At 76.2% G+C, this 18633-nt stretch carries 22 protein-coding genes and 1 tRNA gene; 11 read left to right on the forward strand and 12 right to left on the reverse strand.

Annotated features, from left to right (window positions below; translation table 11 throughout):
- The first annotated feature begins 58 nt into the window (after positions 1–58).
- A complete protein-coding gene (locus I4I82_RS20510) occupies positions 59–280 on the forward strand; it encodes a DUF3618 domain-containing protein (protein WP_218591371.1) in 222 nt (73 codons plus the stop codon).
- A gap of 11 nt (positions 281–291) precedes the next feature.
- Here I4I82_RS20510 and I4I82_RS20515 read toward each other — a convergent pair whose 3' ends face one another.
- The 4 genes from I4I82_RS20515 to I4I82_RS20530 form a co-directional block, all read right to left on the reverse strand.
- Positions 292–1509, reverse strand: coding sequence for an NAD(P)/FAD-dependent oxidoreductase (locus tag I4I82_RS20515; RefSeq protein ID WP_218591370.1), 1218 nt, complete (start codon positions 1507–1509; stop codon positions 292–294).
- A gap of 67 nt (positions 1510–1576) precedes the next feature.
- The gene (locus tag I4I82_RS20520; RefSeq protein WP_218591369.1) at positions 1577–2356 is read right to left on the reverse strand and encodes a SigB/SigF/SigG family RNA polymerase sigma factor; all 780 of its coding nucleotides are present in this window, start codon (positions 2354–2356) and stop codon (positions 1577–1579) included.
- On the reverse strand, positions 2353–2793 hold the full coding sequence (locus tag I4I82_RS20525; protein WP_226370160.1) for an ATP-binding protein: 441 nt from the start codon (positions 2791–2793) through the stop codon (positions 2353–2355). The genes I4I82_RS20520 and I4I82_RS20525 overlap by 4 nt, the downstream gene beginning before the upstream one ends.
- Positions 2794–2862: 69 nt before the next feature.
- A complete protein-coding gene (locus I4I82_RS20530) occupies positions 2863–3270 on the reverse strand; it encodes an STAS domain-containing protein (RefSeq protein ID WP_226370161.1) in 408 nt (135 codons plus the stop codon).
- Positions 3271–3443: 173 nt separating this feature from the next.
- On the opposite strand from I4I82_RS20530, the gene I4I82_RS20535 reads away from it, so the two are divergent.
- The 3 genes from I4I82_RS20535 (at position 3444) to I4I82_RS20545 (ending at position 7058) form a co-directional block, all read left to right on the forward strand.
- On the forward strand, positions 3444–5624 hold the full coding sequence (locus tag I4I82_RS20535; protein ID WP_218591367.1) for a SpoIIE family protein phosphatase: 2181 nt from the start codon (positions 3444–3446) through the stop codon (positions 5622–5624).
- A gap of 228 nt (positions 5625–5852) precedes the next feature.
- Positions 5853–6452, forward strand: coding sequence for a hypothetical protein (locus tag I4I82_RS20540; RefSeq protein WP_218591366.1), 600 nt, complete (start codon positions 5853–5855; stop codon positions 6450–6452).
- Between the two features lie 105 nt (positions 6453–6557).
- Entirely contained in the window at positions 6558–7058 is a 501-nt protein-coding gene (locus I4I82_RS20545) for a Dps family protein (RefSeq protein ID WP_218591365.1), read from the forward strand.
- Positions 7059–7169: 111 nt separating this feature from the next.
- Here I4I82_RS20545 and I4I82_RS20550 read toward each other — a convergent pair whose 3' ends face one another.
- The 4 genes from I4I82_RS20550 to selA all read right to left on the reverse strand — a co-directional run bounded on the left by I4I82_RS20550 (position 7170) and on the right by selA (position 11155).
- Positions 7170–7463: a WhiB family transcriptional regulator gene (locus I4I82_RS20550; protein WP_218591364.1), complete on the reverse strand. Its 294-nt coding sequence runs from the start codon at positions 7461–7463 to the stop codon at positions 7170–7172.
- Positions 7464–7604: 141 nt separating this feature from the next.
- Entirely contained in the window at positions 7605–8018 is a 414-nt protein-coding gene (locus I4I82_RS20555) for an STAS domain-containing protein (protein WP_218595941.1), read from the reverse strand.
- Positions 8019–8024: 6 nt separating this feature from the next.
- Complete coding sequence (gene selB, locus I4I82_RS20560) at positions 8025–9860, reverse strand: selenocysteine-specific translation elongation factor (protein WP_218595942.1); 1836 nt, start codon at positions 9858–9860, stop codon at positions 8025–8027.
- Positions 9851–11155, reverse strand: coding sequence for an L-seryl-tRNA(Sec) selenium transferase (selA, locus tag I4I82_RS20565; RefSeq protein WP_218594352.1), 1305 nt, complete (start codon positions 11153–11155; stop codon positions 9851–9853). The genes selB and selA overlap by 10 nt, the downstream gene beginning before the upstream one ends.
- A gap of 38 nt (positions 11156–11193) precedes the next feature.
- Between selA and selD the strand changes: the two genes are divergently transcribed.
- The 5 genes from selD to I4I82_RS20595 all read left to right on the forward strand — a co-directional run bounded on the left by selD (position 11194) and on the right by I4I82_RS20595 (position 15161).
- The gene (gene selD, locus I4I82_RS20570; RefSeq protein ID WP_218595943.1) at positions 11194–12219 is read left to right on the forward strand and encodes a selenide, water dikinase SelD; all 1026 of its coding nucleotides are present in this window, start codon (positions 11194–11196) and stop codon (positions 12217–12219) included.
- 46 nt (positions 12220–12265) lie between these two features.
- Entirely contained in the window at positions 12266–13372 is a 1107-nt protein-coding gene (cds1, locus tag I4I82_RS20575; RefSeq protein ID WP_218595944.1) for an L-cysteine desulfhydrase Cds1, read from the forward strand.
- An 86-nt stretch (positions 13373–13458) separates the two neighbouring features.
- Positions 13459–13905, forward strand: coding sequence for a PH domain-containing protein (locus I4I82_RS20580; protein WP_218594891.1), 447 nt, complete (start codon positions 13459–13461; stop codon positions 13903–13905).
- Positions 13902–14729, forward strand: coding sequence for a PH domain-containing protein (locus I4I82_RS20585; RefSeq protein ID WP_218594890.1), 828 nt, complete (start codon positions 13902–13904; stop codon positions 14727–14729). Before I4I82_RS20580 ends, I4I82_RS20585 begins: the two co-directional genes overlap by 4 nt.
- Before the next feature lie 210 nt (positions 14730–14939).
- Entirely contained in the window at positions 14940–15161 is a 222-nt protein-coding gene (locus I4I82_RS20595) for a hypothetical protein (protein WP_225922734.1), read from the forward strand.
- A gap of 86 nt (positions 15162–15247) precedes the next feature.
- On the opposite strand, the gene I4I82_RS20600 is transcribed toward I4I82_RS20595, so the two are convergent.
- The 3 genes from I4I82_RS20600 to I4I82_RS20610 all read right to left on the reverse strand — a co-directional run bounded on the left by I4I82_RS20600 (position 15248) and on the right by I4I82_RS20610 (position 17238).
- Positions 15248–16612, reverse strand: coding sequence for an amidase (locus I4I82_RS20600; RefSeq protein ID WP_218594446.1), 1365 nt, complete (start codon positions 16610–16612; stop codon positions 15248–15250).
- A 105-nt stretch (positions 16613–16717) separates the two neighbouring features.
- A tRNA-Sec gene (locus tag I4I82_RS20605) sits at positions 16718–16813 on the reverse strand.
- A 26-nt stretch (positions 16814–16839) separates the two neighbouring features.
- Positions 16840–17238, reverse strand: coding sequence for an STAS domain-containing protein (locus tag I4I82_RS20610; RefSeq protein WP_218594445.1), 399 nt, complete (start codon positions 17236–17238; stop codon positions 16840–16842).
- A 195-nt stretch (positions 17239–17433) separates the two neighbouring features.
- Here I4I82_RS20610 and I4I82_RS20615 point away from each other — a divergent pair, with 195 nt between their 5' ends.
- Positions 17434–17706: a DUF2795 domain-containing protein gene (locus tag I4I82_RS20615; RefSeq protein ID WP_218594444.1), complete on the forward strand. Its 273-nt coding sequence runs from the start codon at positions 17434–17436 to the stop codon at positions 17704–17706.
- 38 nt (positions 17707–17744) lie between these two features.
- Here the strand turns inward: I4I82_RS20615 and I4I82_RS20620 are convergent, their stop codons facing one another.
- Entirely contained in the window at positions 17745–18167 is a 423-nt protein-coding gene (locus I4I82_RS20620) for an acyl-CoA thioesterase (protein WP_218594443.1), read from the reverse strand.
- A gap of 19 nt (positions 18168–18186) precedes the next feature.
- Between I4I82_RS20620 and I4I82_RS20625 the strand changes: the two genes are divergently transcribed.
- Positions 18187–18606, forward strand: a complete 420-nt coding sequence (locus I4I82_RS20625; protein ID WP_218594442.1) for an acyl-CoA thioesterase — start codon at positions 18187–18189, stop codon at positions 18604–18606.
- Positions 18607–18633 lie beyond the last annotated feature (27 nt).

The following is an 18633-nucleotide window of genomic DNA, read 5'->3' on the forward strand; positions in this document are numbered from 1 at the left end:
CTACGGTGGCGACCTGCACGGCCGTACTCAGCACCGGCCGATTTCTGAGGGAGGCGTCGTGGCCCGGGACCCGGACACCATCCAGCGCGAGATCGAGAGGGCCAGGGACGCGCTCGCCGACAGCCTCGACGCCCTCGGCGAGAAGGCGAGCCCCAAGCGCCTCGTCGACTCGGGCAAGCAGAGCGCGCAGGCCAAGCTGGCCGACCCCAGGATCAAGTACGGGCTGATCGCCGTGGGCGCCCTCATCGGGTTCGCGATCCTGCGGAACCTGTTCCGCTAGGCAGCCCCTGATCAGGCGCGCGGCGCCGACTGCGCGGCGGCCAGCTCCAGGGCCGCCCGCCGGTCGGCCCCGTCGGCGACCAGCGCGCGGTAGCGCGCCAGGTGGCGGGCCGCGCCGAACCCGGCGACGGCCACGAGCCGGTCGCCCGAGAGGTAGCCGGCCACCGTGCCGCGGATCGCTCCGCCGTCGAGGCCCGCGCCCAGCAGCGGCAGCACCTCGTCGGCGCCGTCGGGGTGCCCGACGAGCTGGATCTTGAGCCCGAACTGGTCGGACCAGAAGTAGGGCACGGTCGCCGCGGGCGGGTCGACGCCGAGGATGTCGTGCGCCACCGCGGCGGCCTGGTCGCCCGCGCTCGTCCAGTGCTCCGTGCGGCGCCCGTCCCACGCGGCGACGTCGCCGACGGCCCACACACCGGGCAGGCCGTGCACGCGGCCGGTCGGCCCGCACGACACCCCGTGGGTGAGGTCGAGGGCCTGCCCTCCGGGCCCGGTGGCGGGCAGCCACGCCACCTGCGGTGCGCTGCCGACGCCGACGAGCACGGCGTCGGCGGTGACCTCGCTGCCGTCGGCGAGCACGACGCCGCCGTCGACGAAGCCGGTGAGCGAGGTTCCGGTGCGCAGGTCGACGCCGGCCTCGGTCATCAGCCGTGCGGCCAGGGCGCCCAGCACGGGCCCCAGCGCGCGCTCGGCGGGCACGGACGCGGCCTCCAGCACGGTGACGGCGATCCCGCGGCCCACGGCGGCGCTGGCCACCTCGGCGCCGATGAAGCCGCCGCCGACGACGAGCAGCGACGACACCGTGCCCAGCACCTCGCGCAGGGCGAGGGAGTCGTCGAGCGTGCGCAGGACGTGTGCGGAGTCGGGCTGGCCGGGGAGCCGGCGGGCCGTCACCCCGGTGGCGACGACGACGGCGTCGCCGTGCAGCGACGACCCGTCGGAGAGCTCCAGCTCGATCGAGCCGCGCTCGCCGTGGCGCAGCGCGACTGCGGCGGTGCCGAGGTGCACGCGCACGCCGAGCTCGTCGAGCGCGTCGAGGTCGCGCAGCACGGCCTTCGCGGGCTCCCAGTCGCCCGTGAGCACCTGCTTGGACAGCGGCGGGCGGTCGTAGGGGGCGTGGGTCTCCGCGCCGACGAGGCTGATCCGCCCCTGGTGGCCCGCGGCGCGCAGCTGCTCCGCCGTACGCAGGCCGCCCAGGCCCGCACCCACCACCAGCACGTGCTCGGGTTGCATGCCGCCATCCTCGCCGATCACCGCCGCACCGGCCGCCGCCGGGGGGCCGATCGGAGGTCGGGTCCGGTCAGCCGACGCGCGTCTCGGGGTCGAGCCGGCTGCGGAGGCGGTCGAGGGTCTGGGACAGCAGGCGCGACACGTGCATCTGCGAGATCCCGACCTCCTCGGCGATCTGGGTCTGCGTGCGGTTGCCGAAGAAGCGCAGCAGCACGATGGTGCGCTCGCGCTCGGGCAGCTCGCTCATCACCGGGCGCAGGGCCTGCATGAAGTCGACGCGGGCCAGCTCGGCGTCGGCCTCGCCCACGAGCTCGCCGACGGTGGCGCTGCCGGCGTCGGAGGAGAGCATCTCGTCGAGCGAGGAGCTGCGGTAGACCTCCGAGGCCTCCAGACCCTCCAGGACGTCGGCGACGGAGATGCCCAGGTGCTGGGCGATCTCGCTGGGCCGGGGCGCGCGCCCGATCTCCTGCGCGAGGGCCGACACCGCGCCGTTGATCGACACGTGCAGGTCCTTGAGGCGCCGCGGCACGCGCATCGACCAGCCGAGGTCGCGGAAGTGCCGGCGCACCTCACCGCTGATCGTGGGGACGGCGAAGGAGAAGAAGTCGGAGCCGCGGTCGGGGGAGTAGCGGTCGACCGCGTTGATCAGCCCCACGGTGGCGACCTGCACGAGGTCGTCGAGGGGCTCGCCGCGGTGCGCGAAGCGCCGGGCGATGTGCTGGGCCACGGGGAGGAAGCCGGTGACGAGCTCGTCGCGCAGGTGCTCCCGCGCAGGGTCGTCCTGCTCGAGCGAGGCGTACCGCTCGAGCAGGGGGACCAGATGGCCGTACTCGGAGTCGCTCCTGGTCACCGGGGTGCGTCGCCGGCGAGCTTGTCCAAGCGGATGCCCACGGTCGGACGCCCCCCGTCGACGGCCGGGGAGGCGAGGACGTCGACCTCGTCGGCGAGGGTCTGGAGCACCCGCCAGCCGAAGGTGTCGGTCGACACGGCCGAGGTCGGGTCGCCGACCTCCACCTCCGCGCGGACCTCGATGCCGTCGTGGCGCACGTGGAACGTGCAGTGCAGGACCGACCGCGGGGCGGCGACGTCGACGAGCGTGGCGCACGCCTCGTCGACGGCCATGCGCAGGTCCGAGATGGCGTCGAGGTCGAAGTCGGCGCGCGCCGCGAGGTCGCTGGCGACGGCGCGGATCGTCGGGATGAGCGCCGCGCTGGCCGAGGTCCTGACCTCCACGGTGGACACCCCGTCGAGCGTCTCGGCGGGATGGGGGGAGTCCAGGTCGGGCACGCTGCCGGGTCTCCTTCCGGTTCGTTCGTCGTCGTGGGGGGTCATCTTGCTACCCCGGGCGGCGGGAGATCAATCGAGGTCGGCGCGATCGTCCACGGGAACGCCCGCGGACGCCCGGTCGTCGTGGATGTCGAAGAGCTGGTCGGTGCCCGTGATCTCCAGCGGACGGCGCACCTGGCGGCCCGTCGCGACCAGCCGGAGCCTGCGCTGCGTCCCCTCGGCGCGGTGCGCGGCCTGGATGAGCACGGCGAGGCCACTGGAGGCCAGGAAGGTGATGCCGGTGAGATCGGCCACCAGCGTGGCCGCCTCCTGCTCGAAGAGGCCGTCGAGCGCCTGACGCAGGTGCGGGGCCGTCACGGTGTCGATCTCGCCGGTCACGGTGAGCACCGCCGCGTCCGGTCGGGGGCGGGTCAGGACGGTGCCGATCGCCTGCGCGGCATCTCCGTCACCCGTCTCCGACGGGATCGTGTCGAACACTGGCGCCTCCACGCACGGGGTCGGTCCGGTCCGCGGCGCGTAGGCCTGCGGACGGTCGCGCCGGACCCGGTCCGGCGCCGTTCGGCGGCTGGGGGCTCAACCGCGCTCGGCGGTCACCCTACCGCCGTGGTCGTCGCGGGCGCGCGTCGGAGACCTCTTCTACGATGACCGCTGTGACCGAGATTGCCGGCGCGGTGGGCGTGACCGCCGTCGCGGCCACGGAGCTGCCGCAGGTCCTGCACGGGGCTCCCGCGGCCGTCCTCATGATCGACCTGAAGAGCCGGGAAGTGGTGTACGCCAACGCCGCCGCCATCGAGCTCACGGGTGACCGCGTGCGTCTCCCCGTCGACGTCGACGACTGGGGCGACGCCGCCGGCCTCACCGACCTGGGCGGCCGACGGATGAGCGAGACGCAGTCGCCGCTCTCGCTCGTGGCGTCGGGCGTGCCCGTGGCGGGGGAGCCGGTGGCCGTCCACGACGCCGCCCGGCGGGGCTCCACGGCGACCGCCGAACAGCGCGAGGCCAGCGAGGGCCGGTTGCTGTGGGTCACCGGCTTCGGGCTGGCGGGCACCGCGCCGGTCGCGCCGGAGGCCGCGTCGCTGGAGTCGCGGGCGCTCGTGGTGTTCCTCCAGCTCTCGGGCACCGAGCACGGCGACCGCCGGCACCTCGAGGTGCTGCGCGACCGCGCCGTCGTCGCCACCGAGATGTCGTTCACGATCACCGACCCGCGCCAGCCCGACGACCCGCTCATCTGGGTCAACCCCTCGTTCACCCGGCTCACCGGCTACACCCACGACGACGTCGTGGGCCGCAACTGCCGGCTGCTGCAGGGGCCCAACACCGACCGGTCGAGCGTCGCGCAGATCGCCGACGCCCTGCGGCGCCGCGAGCCGATCACCTCGGTGCTGCTCAACTACCGCAAGGACGGCACCGCCTACTGGAACCAGGTGTCCATCTCCCCGGTCTTCGACGGCTCGGGCGAGCTGGTCAACTTCGTGGGCGTGCAGAACGACGTCACCGAGCGCGTGATCGTCGAGCAGGAGCGCAGCGCGGCGCTGGCCGACGCGGAGGCCAGCCGCAGCCAGCTGCGCCTGCTGGCCGAGGCCACGACGCAGATGACCGAGGCCCTCGACGTCACCGACGCGTGCGCCCGCCTGGCCCGGATCGTCGTGCCGCAGCTCGCCGACCTCTGCGCGGTCGACCTCATCGACCGGCCCGGCGGCGCGCCGACCCGGGTGGCGGTGGCGGCCCGCGACCGCGGCGACGAGGAACGCCTGCGCCGCATGGCCGTGCTGCGCGACTACCGCCCCGGTGGGGGCAGCTCCACGGGCCGCGTGCTGGCGGGGGAGCCGCCGCAGCTGATCTCCGAGCTGCCCGACACGGGCGCCGAGCGGCACCCCGGCGACCCGGCGCCGGCCGCGGTCTACGACGAGCTGCGGCTGCGCTCGGCGATGGTCGTGCCGGTGCGGGCGCGCGGGCGCGTGCTCGGCACGCTGACGCTGCTCACGCAACTGCCCTACGGCCGCCGCTACGGCTCCCGCGACCTGCACCTGGCCGTCGACCTCGCCGGCCGGGCCGGGCTGACGGTCGACAACGCGCGGCTCTACGAGGTCGAGCACGCCGCCGCGGCCACGCTGCAGCGCAGCCTGCTGCCGGTGGTGCCCGACGTCGACGGGCTGCAGGTGGCGGCCCGCTACCTCGTCGGCGCCGACGGCAACCAGATCGGCGGCGACTGGTACGACCTGCTGCCGCTGCCCGACGGCGCCGTCGGCATCGCGGTGGGCGACGTCGTCGGCCACGACCTCGCGGCCGCCGCGGCGATGGGCCAGCTGCGCGGTGTCGTGCGCTCCTACGCCTGGGAGGGCCGCGGGCCCGGCTCGGTGCTCGACCGCTGCGACCAGCTCGTGCAGGGCCTGGAGATGGCCGCGATGGCCACCGCGTTCTACGCCCGCATCGAGCCGGCGGGCGGCGACGGCGCGCGCACGGTCCGCTACGCCAACGCCGGGCACCCGGCCCCGCTGCTGCTCGGCCCCGACGGCAGCCTGCGCCGCCTCGACGAGCAGCGCTCGCCGATGATCGGGGCGGTGCCGACGTTCGGCCGCTCGTCGGGCCGCGTGCGCTCCGAGGCCGAGCTGCGGTGCCCGCCCGGATCGGTCCTGCTGCTCTACACCGACGGGCTCACCGACATGGCGGGCGAGGACGCCGACGAGCGCACCGACCTGCTGGAGCGCACGGTGCGTGAGCAGCCGGCCGGCCTGGGCGCGGAGGCGCTGGTGGAGCGGGTGCTCGAGGCGTGCGCCCCCAGCCGGCTCACCGACGACGTCGCGCTGCTCGCCGTGCGGATGGCCGACTGACCGGTCGTCGGCCGGGCGCGCTGGTGATCGACACGGCGCCGGACGGAACGATCACGCATCGTCACCGGTTCGGGTGTTACGGCGTGATGAACCGGCCGCTCGGAGATCGCGCGGGGCCGCTGGGCGTATGCGCCCGTGCACGGTGCACGCACCGCGGTGCGACACGGTTCACTCGTCCCCGAAAGGCCCAGCGGCGAGCGCCGGGGGCCGCGGCGGGAGGGCAAGAGGATGGTGGCGGTTCCGGTCGGCGGGTTCCCCCTGCCGCAGAGCCCGTCCGTCGCGGAGCGGACGGTGCGGCCGGTCACGGAGCGGCGGTTCGTGGCCGTGTCCGTGTGCACCGTCGAGCTGCTGCGCCCCGGCTCCGACCTCGTGCGCCTGCTGGAGGGCGGCGGCCCGGCCGACCTGCTCGTGGCCTGCGACGACGCACCCGCCGCCGCCTTCGCGCCCCTGGGCGTCCTCGGGGTGGGCGACGCCGTGCTGCTCGACGACCACGACGACGGCGACCTCGAGGACGACGAGGACGACGACCGCGACGCCCTGCGCACCAGGGCCGCGGAGCTGGGGCTGCCCGACCTCGGGGTGCACCGCCTCGGCCTGCGCACCCCGATGCCGCCGACCGCGGAGGCCGACCTCGTGGCCGCGATCAGCGAGCTGGTCGGGTTCGACCCCGAGCCGGGGCTCTACCTGCTCGGGCCGGCCGTCGAGCCGGGCCGTGCGGGCGCCGAGCGGGCCGCCGTCGATCGGGCCGTGCAGCGCGTCGCGCAGGTCTACGGGATCCCGCTGCTGCGCTACCGCTGCCACGAGCTCACGGTCGTCGACGCCGACTGAGGTCCTGGTCACGGCGGCGCCGGGGCGCGCGCCGGCGGAATGTCCGGGCCCGGAGGAGTGTTGTACGGATCGATGATCCGCACCGACACCACGGAGGAAATCGCGATGACCGCGTCCCCGACGCACCCGATCCCCAGCACGCTCGACGACACCGCTCGCGACATCACCGGGGCGGCCCTGCAGGCGACGCTGGTCGACATGGTCGACCTCTCCCTGATCGCGAAGCAGGCGCACTGGAACCTGGTCGGCCGCCAGTTCCACGACGTCCACCTGCACCTCGACGAGCTCGTCGACACCGCCCGGCAGTTCTCCGACACCGTGGCCGAGCGCGCGGCCGCCGTCGGCGTCTCGCCGGACGGGCGCGCCGCCACCGTCGCCGCCACGAGCGGCGTGGCCGCCCCGCAGGCCGGCTGGGTGAACGACCGCGACGTGATCGCGCAGGTGTTCGAGGCCCTCGACGGCGTCGTCGGCCGGCTGCGCCCGCGCATCGAGGAGACCGACAAGACCGACCCGGTGACACAGGACCTGTTCATCGGGATGGTCGGCGAGCTCGAGAAGGCCCGCTGGATGTGGCAGGCCCAGAACATCGGCTACCAGAACAGCTGACCGCCGCAGGACGGCCCAGCAGCACAGCAGGACGAGAGAGGACGGCCCACCCCCCGCGGGTGGGCCGTCCTCGTTCTCGGGGCTCCCGCTCGCGCGGGGGCCGTCACGGCGTCAGCTGGCGAGCGGGATGCCGCGCTGCTCCAGGATGACGCGGCGCTCGGCCTCGGCGAGACCGCCCCAGACGCCGAAGGGCTCGCGGGTCTGCAGGGCGAACTCCCGGCACATGTCGATGACGGGGCACCGGTGGCAGACCGCCTTGGCCTGCGCGGTGCGGCGCGCGCGCGACGGGTTCCGCTCTCCGTCCGGGTGGAAGAACGTGGCGCTGTCCATGCCACGGCACGAGCCGAGGCGCTGCCACTGCCAGGCGTGGTCCATCGGACCGGGGAGCCGGGAAACGTCGCTCATCGCGGGAGTCACCTCACATACGTCCGTGCCCGGGCGGACCGGGCGATCGGAGCACTGATTCCCGGGACCGCCGCCGACCAAACGCGGGACGCGGCGAAGCGTCCCCTGTGTGACGCAGATCACGCCCCCCGGAGGGGCGTCTCAGGTGGCGGCGAGCGCGTCGTCCAGGTTCTCGTGGATGTCGAACAGCGGCACCAGGCCGGCGATCGTCAGCGGCCGCAGGACGCGCCGTGCGGTGCAGGCCAGACGCAGTTCGACGCCCGCGGCGTGGGCCGACTCGCGCACCTCGATGAGCGCGGCGAGGCCGCTCGTGCCCAGGAACGTGACGCCGTCGAGGGCGAGGACGACCAGTTCGGTGCCGGCGTCCGGTTCGAACTGCTCCAGGACGGCTGCACGCAGCTGCGGCGACGTCAGCATGTCGACCTCACCGCCGACCTCGATGACGACCTGCCCGCTCCCCGCGGCACGGGTCGTCAGGGTGATCTGGTCGTCCGCGTCCCCGCCGCGACGGATCGGGGCGGGGTCGGGGGTCGGGGTCTCACGCGTCTCGGACATCGCCGCTCACGGTAGGGCTCCGGGGGGCGCGATGCCACCGGGGGCGCGCAGTCGGTGGGCACCGTCATCCCCCCGGACGGTGCGTCCGGTCCGGGCCAGCAGCTCCAGCAGCGGTACCACGACCCTCCGGCTGGTGCCCAGCGCCTGCCGCGCCTGGCTCGCCGTGAACTCCCCGGGGAGGTCGGCGAGGGCCTCCACGGCGCGGTCGTCGGCCCCTGCGAGGAGCACCACGCCGTCGGCGACGCGCAGCACCTCGCCCGCCCGCACGAGCGCCGCGAGCTCCCGCGGGCCGAGGCCGAGCTCGACGAGGCGGCCGGCGTCGGGCGCGGCGAACGGGGCGTCGGCGAGGTCGGCGCGCAGCCGGTCCAGCGCGGTGACGAGCGCGGGCGCGAGGGCCCCGGTACGGGCCCGGGCGACGCGCCCGTCGCGGTGCGCGAGTCCGGGTGCGGCGGCGAGCACGGCGTCGAGCAGCCGGGCGTCGGGCAGCCCGGCCGCGCGCCGGGCCGCCTCGGTGGGCAGGCCGGGGTCGAGCGGGTCGGCGCGGTCGTGGGCGTCGACGGCCTCGGCGAGCGCGCGGGCGGCCGCGGCGGCGTGCTCCGGGTCGACCAGCCAGCCGCCGGGGGCGGGGCCGAGGCCGGCGACCGGCACCCCCATCGCGGCCAGCTCCGCGCGGCGCACGACCCCGCGCCGGCGCAGCTCGGCGGCCGGGTCGGGCTCGGCGTCCATCGTGGCCAGCTCGGCGGCCCGCGCGGCGGCGGCCCCGCGGCGGCGCAGCTCGGGCGGGCGGACATCGAGGACGGTGATGCCGGCGCGCACGCGACGGCGGCCGGGGTCGCGCAGCACCGCGCGGTCGCCCACGCGCAGCGGCAGCGGGTGCCGCAGCCGCAGCCGCACGGTGTCGGCCCCGAGCGGGCGGACGCGGGCGGCCACCGCGGCCGAGCCGATGTGCAGGACGAGCTCGCGCGGCAGCCCGCCGTCGGAACCGCCGTCCGACCTGTCGTCGGCCGTGTCGTGGGTCGGGTGCAGGCGGACGTCGACGGTGGTCACGGGCAGCCACGCGCCGCCGGTGAGCAGCGCGCCGCCGCGGGTGACGGCCTCGCGCGGCACCCCGCGCAGGTTCACCGCCACCCGGCTCACCCCGCGCGCCTCGTCGACGGGCGCACCCAGGCTCTGCAGCCCGCGCACGGTGACGCGGCGCGCGCCCCCTCCGCCGGCGAGCTCGAGCTCGTCGCCGACGCGCAGCCGCCCGCCGGGCAGCGTCCCGGTGACGACGGTCCCGGCCCCGCGCACGGTGAAGGCGCGATCGACCCAGAGCCGGACGTCCGCGGCGTCGTCGGCGGCGGGCAGGCGGGCGACGAGCGACCCGAGCGCGGCGCGCAGCGCGTCGGTCCCGGCGCCGGTGCGGGCGGAGACGGCGACGTCGGGGATCCCGGCCAGCGGCGTGCCCGCCAGGTGCGTGCGGGCGTCGTCGAGGGCGAGGTCGGGCTCCATGAGGTCGCTGCGGGTGATCACCAGCAGCCCGTCGCGGACGCCGAGGGCGACGAGCGCGTCGAGGTGCTCGGCCGACTGCGGCATCCAGCCCTCGTCGGCGGCAACGACGAGCAGCACCGCCGGGACCGGTCCGACCCCGGCGAGCATGGTCGTGACGAACCGCTCGTGGCCCGGCACGTCGACGAAGGCGACGGCGCCGGCCGCGCCGAGGTCGGTCCAGGCGAAGCCCAGGTCGATCGTCATGCCGCGGCGCTTCTCCTCGGCGAAGCGGTCCGGCTCCATCCCGGTGAGCGCGCGGACCAGCGTCGACTTGCCGTGGTCGACGTGCCCGGCGGTGGCGATCACCTGCACGGCGCGCCCGCCACCGCCTCGGCCACGGCGTCGTCGGACTCCGGGGGGACCGCGCGCAGGTCGAGCAGGCAGCGCCCGTGCTCCAGTCGCCCCAGCACGGCCGGACGCCCGGCGCGCAGGGCCGCCGCGTAGGGCTCGGGCAGCGACAGCGCCGCGCTGGGCAGCGTGACGCCGGGCGCCCCGCCGCCGCCGACGGTCGACACGCTGTCGACGACCACCGCGTCGACGCCGGGCAGCCGTGCCGCCAGCGCCTCGGCGCGCGCGCGCAGCGAGGCCGCGTCGGCGTCGAGCGCGACCCGCACCGGCGGCACCGGGCCGCGCAGCGTGGCCTCGAGCGCGGCGAGGGTGAGCTTGTCGACGCGCACCGCGCGCGCCAGCGGGTGCCGCCGGATCCGCGCGACGAGCTCGGCGCCCGCTCCCGGCCCGCCGAGCAGCAGCCCGGCCTGCGGGCCGCCGAGCAGCTTGTCGCCCGAGGCGGTGACCAGCGCGGCGCCGCGGGCGAGCGTCGTGGCGGCGTCGGGCTCGTCGGGGAGCAGGGGGTGCGGGGCGAGCAGGCCCGACCCGATGTCGGCGACGACCGGCACGCCCAGCCCCGTCAGCTCGTCGATCTCGCAGGAACGCGTGAACCCGGTGACGACGAAGTTGGACGGGTGCACCTTGAGCACGAACGCGGTGTCGGGGCCGACCGCGTCGGCGTAGTCGGCCGGGCTCACGCGGTTGGTGGTGCCGACCTCGTGCAGGCGCGCACCCGTGGACGTCAGCAGGTCGGGGATGCGGAACCCGGCGCCGATCTCGACCAGCTCCCCGCGGGCGATGACGATCTCCCGCCCGTCCCCGGCCAGCGCGGCGGCCACCATCGCGATCGCCGCGGCGCCGTTGTTGAGCACGTGCGCGGCCGCGGCGCCGGGGACGGCGGCGAGCAGGGCGTCGACGGTGGCGGCCCCGCGGGCGCCCCGGCCGCCGGTGGCGAGGTCGAGCTCGACGTCGCAGGCGCCCGCGGCGAGGTCGAGCGCCTCGCGGGCGGCGGCCGAGAGCGGCGCCCGGCCCAGGTTCGTGTGCAGCAGGACGCCGGTGGCGTTGACGACGGGCGTCAGCGACGCGGCGGCCGAGGGCAGGGCGGCCAGCGCGGCGCCGGGGACGTCGGCGGGCCCGATCTCGCCGCGGCGGGCGCGGTCCTGGGCGGCGACGACCGCGCCCTTGACCACCGCGCGCCCGAGCCGCCGGGCCGCGTCGGCGACCGCGGGCTCCGCCAGGACGGTGTCGGTCCGCGGGACGAGGCGGCGGGCGTCGGTCACGGGCGCCACCCTACGAGCGCCGCTCGTAGGGTGCAGGCATGTCCTCACGTCGGCTCACCGAGTTCAGCCACGGCGCGGGATGCGGGTGCAAGCTCGGGCCCGCACACGTCGCGGAGCTGCTCGCCACCCTGACCCCGCCCACCTCGCCCGACCTGCTCGTCGGCACCGAGACCGGCGACGACGCCGCCGTCTGGCGTCTGGACGCCGACCGCGCGCTCGTCGCCACCACCGACTTCTTCACCCCCGTCGTCGACGACGCCCGCACGTGGGGCCGGATCGCGGCGCAGAACGCGGTGTCGGACGTCTGGGCGATGGGCGGGCGGCCGCTGTTCGCGCTGAACATCGTGGCGTGGCCGCGCGACGACCTGCCGATGTCGCTGCTGGCCGAGGTGCTGGCCGGGGGCGCGGAGATCGGCGAGGAGAGCGGGTTCGCCGTGGTCGGCGGGCACAGCGTCGACGACCCGGAGCCCAAGTACGGCCTCGCCGTCGTCGGGGAGGTGCACCCGGACCGGATCCTCACCAACCGCGGGCTGCGCGACGGCGACGTCCTCGTCCTCACCAAGGCACTCGGCATCGGGATCGCGACGACGGCGATCAAGGCCGGCACCGCGTCCGCCGCGCTTGCCGGGGCGGCCGTCGCGTCGATGACGGCCTCCAACGGCCCGGCCGCCCGCGCGGCGGTCGACGCGGGCGCCACCGGCTGCACCGACGTCACCGGCTTCGGACTGCTCGGCCACCTGGCGAAGATGGCGGCGGCGTCCGGGGTGGACGCGGAGGTCGACGTCGGCGCCGTGCCGTTCCTCGACGGGGTCCGCGAGCTCGCCGCCGCAGGCACCGTGCCCGGCGGGTCGCGGCGCAACCGGGAGTGGGTGGCGCCGCAGGTGGACGCGGACGGGGCCGACGAGCTCGACGTCCTGGTGCTGGCCGACGCCCAGACCTCCGGCGGCCTGCTGTTCGGCGCGTCGCCGGAGCGGGCGGCGGAGGCGGTGGTGGCGCTGGGGGCCCCGGCCGCGGTGATCGGGAGGGTGCGGGCTGGGACCGGGCGGGTGCGGGTGGTGCGGTAGAGCGGGCCGCGCGGGCGGGTGGGGTGGAGCGGGCTAGCGTGCGGGTGTGGAGGCTTCGTACGACCGCTCGTCCGCCCGCACCCGGGCCTGGGTGCACGAGGCGATCCGGCTGGTCGAGGCCGACGCCAACCGCTCCGCCGACACCCACCTGCACGTGTTCCCGCTGCCGCGGGACTGGGGGGTGAGCGTCTACCTCAAGGACGAGTCGGTGCACCCGACGGGCAGTCTCAAGCACCGGTTGGCGCGCTCGCTGTTCCTCTACGCCCTGGTCAACGGGCACATCGTCGAGGGCACGACGGTGGTGGAGGCCAGCTCGGGGTCGACGGCGGTGTCGGAGGCGTACTTCGCGCGGCTGATCGGGGTGCCGTTCGTCGCCGTGATGCCGCGGAGCACGAGCCCGGAGAAGGTCGCGCTGATCGAGCGGTACGGCGCGCGCTGCCACTTCGTCGAGCACGGGCCCGAGGTGTACGAGGTGGCGCAGGGCCTGGCCGACGGCTGCGACGGCCACTACCTCGACCAGTTCACCCACGCCGAGCGCGCCACCGACTGGCGCGGCAACAACAACATCGCCGAGTCGATCTTCCAGCAGATGGCGCAGGAGCCGCACCCGGTGCCGGAGTGGATCGTGGTCGGGGCGGGCACCGGCGGCACGTCGGCGACGATCGGGCGCTACCTGCGCTACCGCCGCCACGACACGCGCCTGGCCGTCGTCGACCCGGAGAACTCGTCGTTCGCGCCGGGCTGGGCGAGCGGGACCCCCGACTACGCGACGGGGATGCCGTCGAGGATCGAGGGCATCGGCCGGCCGCGGATGGAGCCCAGCTTCGTGCCGGGCGTCGTCGACGCCATGATCCGCGTGCCCGACGCCGCGAGCATCGCCGCCGCGCGGTTCCTGCGCGGGCGCACCGGCACCTGGGCGGGCGGGTCGACGGGCACCAACCTGTGGGGTGTCTGCCGGCTCGTGGCGCGGATGCTGCGCGAGGGCCGCCGCGGCAGCGTCGTCTCCCTGATCTGCGACGGCGGCGAGCGCTACCGCCACAGCTACGACGACGACGCGTGGGTCGCCGCGCAGGGCATGGACCTGGCGCCGTGGACCGCGGCGCTGGAGCGCTTCGTCGTCGACGGCACGTGGGACCCGCCCCCCGGCGGCTGACTCGACCGCTGAACTGCGACCCGGGAGGTGACGGGAGCAGACGAAAGGATGACGACACCGCGCCGGGGCACGGGCACGGTGGTGCCATGAGCTCCGCACCGTCCGCCGCCCCGCGCCTGCGGCTGCGCGCGCCCGCCCACCAGGTCGACCCCCGCGCGGTCACGTGGTGGCGCCTGCAGGACGGGCTGTTCTGGGCGGTCGTGCTCGTCGCCGTCGGGGTGGTGCTGGTGTTCTGGCGGCCGTGGTGGCTGGTGGCGCCGGCGGTCGCGGTCGCGGTGGTGGCGCTCGTCGACGTCGCCGTCTCGCCGCGCGTGCGCTACGCGCGGCACCGCTGGGAGGTCACCGATGTGGCCGTCTACGTCCGCACGGGCACGATCGTCGAGGACCGGCGGGTGGCGCCGCTGTCGCGGGTGCAGACCGTCGACACCCAGCGCGGCCCGCTGCAGCAGTGGCTCCGGCTCTCGACGGTGACCGCCGAGCTCGTCGAGCGGCTCACCGCGGCCACGGAGGCCACCCCCGGGGACGCGACGTGACCGTGACCGACGCGCCGCCGGTGACCGCGTGGAGCCGGCTCGACCGCCGCTCGATCTGGGTCGAGGCCGTGCGCCCGGCCGGCGGGCTGCTGCTGGCCGGGGCCGTCGCCGTGACGTTGCGCGGCTGGGGCCGCCTCGGCTGGGTCGAGCCGGCGATCGGCGCGGTGGTCGTGGTCGGGATCCTCGCGCTCAGCGGCTGGACCTGGGCGACCACGACCTACCGCGTCACCAGCACCCACGTCGAGCTGCGCAGCGGGCTGCTCGTGCGCCAGGAGCGGTCGGTGCCGCGTGACCGGCTCCGGTCGGTCGACCTCACCGTCGACGTCGTGCACCGCCTCGCCGGGCTCGCCGTCGTGGCGATCGGGACGGGGCGCCAGGGCGGGGAGTCCGACGACGACCTGAAGCTGCAGTCGGTGTCGACGGCCGAGGCCGAGCGGCTCCGGTCGGTGCTGCTGGCACGCGGCTCCGCCCGGACGGCCGACGCCGGTGCCGGGCCAGGGGCCGACGCGCCCGCCGCTCCGATGGCCGCCTTCGCGGCGTCGTGGGTGCGGCTGGCGCCGCTGTCCCTGCTGGGGCTCGTCGCGATCGGCGTGGTGGGTGCGGCGCTCGCGCAGTTCGGCGAGGCGATCGACTACGGGCAGCTGTGGCGCTCGGGACCGGTGCGGTCCGCCGTCGAGCGGGTCCGGGGCGTCGGGGTGCCGCTGGTCGTGCTGGCGGTGCTCGCCGGGCTGGTGCTGCTCAACACCGTGCTGTCGACGGTGCTCTACGTGGTCCTCTACGGCGGGTTCCGGCTGGTCCGCGGCACGACCGGACCCTGCGCGTGACCTACGGCCTGCTCACGCAGCGCTCGGTGACGATCGAGGAGGCGCGGATCCGCGGGGTGCGGCTCGACGAGCCGCTGCTGCTGCGCCTGGGCGGGGGAGCGCGGGCGCGGATCGTGGCGGCGGGGGTCGGGGTGGCGGGCGCGGACGGGCAGGAGAAGCGCGACTCGGACCTGCTGCTGCCCGCGGTGCCGGCCGGGCTCCCCGGCCGCGGTGCCCCTGCGCCGGCACCCGCGGGCGGCGCTGCGGGTGCTGCTGGTGCGGTGGGTGCCGGTGTCGGCGCTGCCCGCGCTCGTGCTGTCGGTGACGGCGGCGGTCGCGGCCGGGGAGGGCGGCCAGACGATCGCGTGGGCCGACCAGGACGAGGTGCTGGCTCTGGCCGTCGACGCGGTGCCGGGGCTGCTGGCGCCGTTCGTGGAGCCCGACCCGCACTGACTTTGCTCTGCACACCCATACGCACCGGGCGGGTCGGGCCGGTGCGTATGGGTGTGCAGAGCAAAGGGGCTCAGGCGTGACCGGCGTCAGGCGTAGCTGCGCGGGCTCGCCGCCGCCCCCACCGGCACCGGGCGGTGCTCCAGCCGGGCCGCGGCCGTGAGCAGGGCCGCCTCCGACCCCGGCCGGCCCACGAGCTGGACGCCGACGGCCCGGCCCGCGATCACGACCGGCGCCACCATCGCGGGCAGCCCGGCGAGGTTCCAGGCCTGGGTGAACGGCACCTGACGGGTCTGGGCGAGCAGGGTGCGGGTGTAGCCGCGGCGGTGCAGCGACCCGGCGGCGGGCGCCGGGCCGGCGACGGCGGGGCCCATCATCAGGTCGTAGCCGCCGTCGTCGAGCCAGGCGACCATGCGGTCGCGCCAGGCGCGGGCCGCGTGCGGGCCGGGACGGGCGCGGCGGCCCCGGCGGGCCACGGCGGCGGTGCGCCGCTCCACGTCGGAGGGGTCGAGCCCGAGCGCGGCCAGGTCCTGCGCGACGCCGGCGTGCCAGCGGCGCATCCACTGCAGCGCCAGGCCGGTGGGGTAGGGCGGGTCGGCCAGGGTGACGACGGCTCCGCCCGGACCGGCGCGCAGCCGCGCGGCCGCGCCGACGGCGGCCGAGCGGTGGTCGGGGTGCAGCCGCCCGATCGGCGACGGCACGCGCAGCGACAGCGCGATCCGCGACGGCCCCCGCTCGCCCAGCACGACGGGATCGCCGCGCAGCACGCCGAGCATGAGCGCGGCGTCGGCGGCGGTGCGGGCCAGCGGACCGGCGGCCGACATGCCGTACCAGTGCTCCTGCGCCTTGCCCGGCAGCGGGACGACCCCGGAACCGGGCTTGACGCCCACCAGCCCGCAGTAGGCGGCCGGGATCCGGATCGAGCCGCCGCCGTCGGTGCCCAGCGCGAGCGTGGCCATCCCGGCGGCGACCGCGGCGGCGCTGCCCCCGCTGGACCCGCCCGGGTCGAGCGCCTCGTCGAGGGGGTTGCGGGTGTCGCCCAGGCGTGACTGCGTGAAGCCCCAGATCGCGAGCTCGGGCATCCGCGTCTTGCCGACGACGACCGCACCGGCCCCGCGCAGGCGCTTGACCAGCTCGTCGTCGCGGCGGGCGGGGGCGTCGGAGGTGGCGGTGCTGCCGTGGCGCGTCGGGTAGCCGGCGACGTCGACGCAGTCCTTCACCGCCACCGGGACGCCGGCCAGCGGCAGCGCGAAGCGGTCGGCCCGGCTGTCGACGCCCTCCGCCTCGGCGAGCACGCGGCGGGCATCGACGACCTGGAACGCGCCCACGACGGCGTCGCGGGCCTCGATGCGGGCGAGGTGGGCCCGTGCGACGTCGACGGCGCTGGTCCAGCCGTCGTGCACGCGCGCCGCGATCTCCGCGGCGCCCATCGCCGTCAGGTCGTCGGGGTCCATCGGCTCACGATCCCACTGAACAGGGGTTATGTGCCACCGACCCGCCGGGTGCGGTCCACGACCGAACGGGGCACCGCCGCGCAGCGCAGCGTGACACGGGCCGGGTGGCGGAGGCGGACGGGAATCGAACCCGCCTGGCCGGGATGCCCGGCCACGTCGGTGTTGAAGACCGCGGGGGCCACCAGGCACCCTCACGCCTCCCTGCCCCCGGCGGGGCGACGGGCGCCTCAGGCGCTGACGTCGAGGGCCTCCGGCACGCCGTCGGCGGTGTCGAAGAGGGTGAGCAGGCCCGTGGCCTGCAGGGCGCGCGTCACGATGCGGGAGCCGCAGACCAGGCGCAGGCGGTGCCCGCGGCGGTCGGCGTCGTCCTTCGCCGCGACCAGGACCGCGAGGCCGGCCGATCCGAGGAACGTGACGTCGGTGAGGTCGAGCACGACCAGCGGGACCGCCGCGATCTGCTCGTCGAGCTGGGCCCGCAGCAGCGGCGCCGTCAGCGTGTCGATCTCGCCGACCACGTGGACGACGGTCGCACCCCCGCCGTGACCGACGACGTCGAACCGGATGACCTCGCCGACGTCGCCGGGGTCACCGGACACCCCGCCGTCGAGGGGAAGATCGCCACTCATTGCGCACAGGCTCCTCGAGTGATCGTGGACTTGAGGCGCGGACTGTGTACTCGAACCGCCGCTCAACCCTACGACCGGCCATGGGCGGACACAACATCACCCCCCGTCACCGCGAACGGACGAGTTCTCGCCCGTTTGCCGCAGCCCAGCAGTGGGTACACCGGAGCAACTGTTTCGGCTTCGGGGGAGTACGCGATGCGCAGGGGAACACCGGCGGACGTCCAGAGGGTCCGGCACGTGCTCGGCGGGATGGCCTTCCCGGCCGCGAAGTGGCAGCTGATTGTCCACGCGGAGGAGTACGGCGCCGACGCCGCCACCCGCACGGACCTGTGGGCCCTGCCGACCGGCAGCTACGACAGCGTGGCCGCCGTCGTCGCCGCGATGGGGTTCACGGCGGCCCCGGCGCGCCGGGCCTTCCGCTCGGCCCCGCCCGCCCAGGCAGCCGCGCGCGACCTGCCGCGCTACTGACGGCCCCGCGCTACTGACGGCCCCGCGCTACCGGCGGATCAGCCCGGCTGCTGCTCCCCGCCCTCGGTGAGGGCGGTGCGCAGCGCGTCGGGCCACGGCGAGGGCCGGCCGGACCCCGGATCGACCAGCACGGTCGCCAGCGTCCCGCGCGCGGCCGTCACGCCGTTGCGGCTCACCGTGAAGGCGTAGCGGGCCGACGTCGTGCCGACGTGCTCCACCGCGAAGTCGACGTCGACGTCCTCGCGGAAGTACAGCCGCTCGGTGAAGTCCACGGTGGCGTTGACCCGCGGCTCGCGGCCGAACGTGACGTCGGCGATGCCCAGGCGCTCGTGCAGCACGGTCTCCGCCTGCTCGGCCCAGTGCAGCACCGCCGTCCAGTGGTGGTGCCCCGCCGCGTCCGTCTGCGCCCACTCCACCCGGCGGCGGATCCGCACCCGGGCCGGGTCCTGCATCTGCGTCATGGCCGGAGATCATGCCCGCATGGCCTCCTTCTCGGTCCGCGTCGGCGTGCGCAGCTACGAGCTCGACATGAACGGGCACGTCAACCACGCCGTCTACCACCAGTTCGGCGAGCACGCCCGCAGCTCGCACCTCGCCGCCGCCGGCTGCTCGTTCGGCCGGATGGTCGAGGTCGGGCTCGGCATCGTGCTGCTGGAGACGCGTGTGCGGTTCCTGCGCGAGCTGCGCCAGGGCGACGAGGTCGAGATCGACTCGCGGCTGGAGTTCGGGGAGGGGCGCGCCTTCACGATCGACCAGACCATCCGCCGCGACGACGGCGTCGTCGCCGCGGAGATCACCTGCGTGGTGGGGCTGCTCGACCAGGGCACCCGCAGGCTCGTCCCCGCGCCGGCCGACCGGCTGCGCGCGATCGCGACGGCGCCGGACGTGCTGGGACTGTAGGACGGCTCCGACTCCAGGACGGCTCCG

The organism is Pseudonocardia oceani (assembly GCF_019263585.2).
GTDB classification, from domain to species: Bacteria; Actinomycetota; Actinomycetes; order Mycobacteriales; family Pseudonocardiaceae; genus Pseudonocardia; species Pseudonocardia oceani.

Bases quoted from the DNA above. Each gene is read 5' to 3' on its own strand.
- I4I82_RS20515 (WP_218591370.1), bottom strand. From the start codon at position 1,509: ATGCAACCCGAGCACGTGCTGGTGGTGGGTGCGGGCCTGGGCGGCCTG.
- I4I82_RS20540 (WP_218591366.1), top strand. From the start codon at position 5,853: ATGGTGGCGGTTCCGGTCGGCGGGTTCCCCCTGCCGCAGAGCCCGTCC.
- I4I82_RS20545 (WP_218591365.1), top strand. From the start codon at position 6,558: ATGACCGCGTCCCCGACGCACCCGATCCCCAGCACGCTCGACGACACC.
- I4I82_RS20550 (WP_218591364.1), bottom strand. From the start codon at position 7,463: ATGAGCGACGTTTCCCGGCTCCCCGGTCCGATGGACCACGCCTGGCAG.
- I4I82_RS20555 (WP_218595941.1), bottom strand. From the start codon at position 8,018: ATGTCCGAGACGCGTGAGACCCCGACCCCCGACCCCGCCCCGATCCGT.
- selD (WP_218595943.1), top strand. From the start codon at position 11,194: ATGTCCTCACGTCGGCTCACCGAGTTCAGCCACGGCGCGGGATGCGGG.
- I4I82_RS20580 (WP_218594891.1), top strand. From the start codon at position 13,459: ATGAGCTCCGCACCGTCCGCCGCCCCGCGCCTGCGGCTGCGCGCGCCC.
- I4I82_RS20600 (WP_218594446.1), bottom strand. From the start codon at position 16,612: ATGGACCCCGACGACCTGACGGCGATGGGCGCCGCGGAGATCGCGGCG.
- I4I82_RS20610 (WP_218594445.1), bottom strand. From the start codon at position 17,238: ATGAGTGGCGATCTTCCCCTCGACGGCGGGGTGTCCGGTGACCCCGGC.
- I4I82_RS20615 (WP_218594444.1), top strand. From the start codon at position 17,434: ATGCGCAGGGGAACACCGGCGGACGTCCAGAGGGTCCGGCACGTGCTC.
- I4I82_RS20620 (WP_218594443.1), bottom strand. From the start codon at position 18,167: ATGACGCAGATGCAGGACCCGGCCCGGGTGCGGATCCGCCGCCGGGTG.
- I4I82_RS20625 (WP_218594442.1), top strand. From the start codon at position 18,187: ATGGCCTCCTTCTCGGTCCGCGTCGGCGTGCGCAGCTACGAGCTCGAC.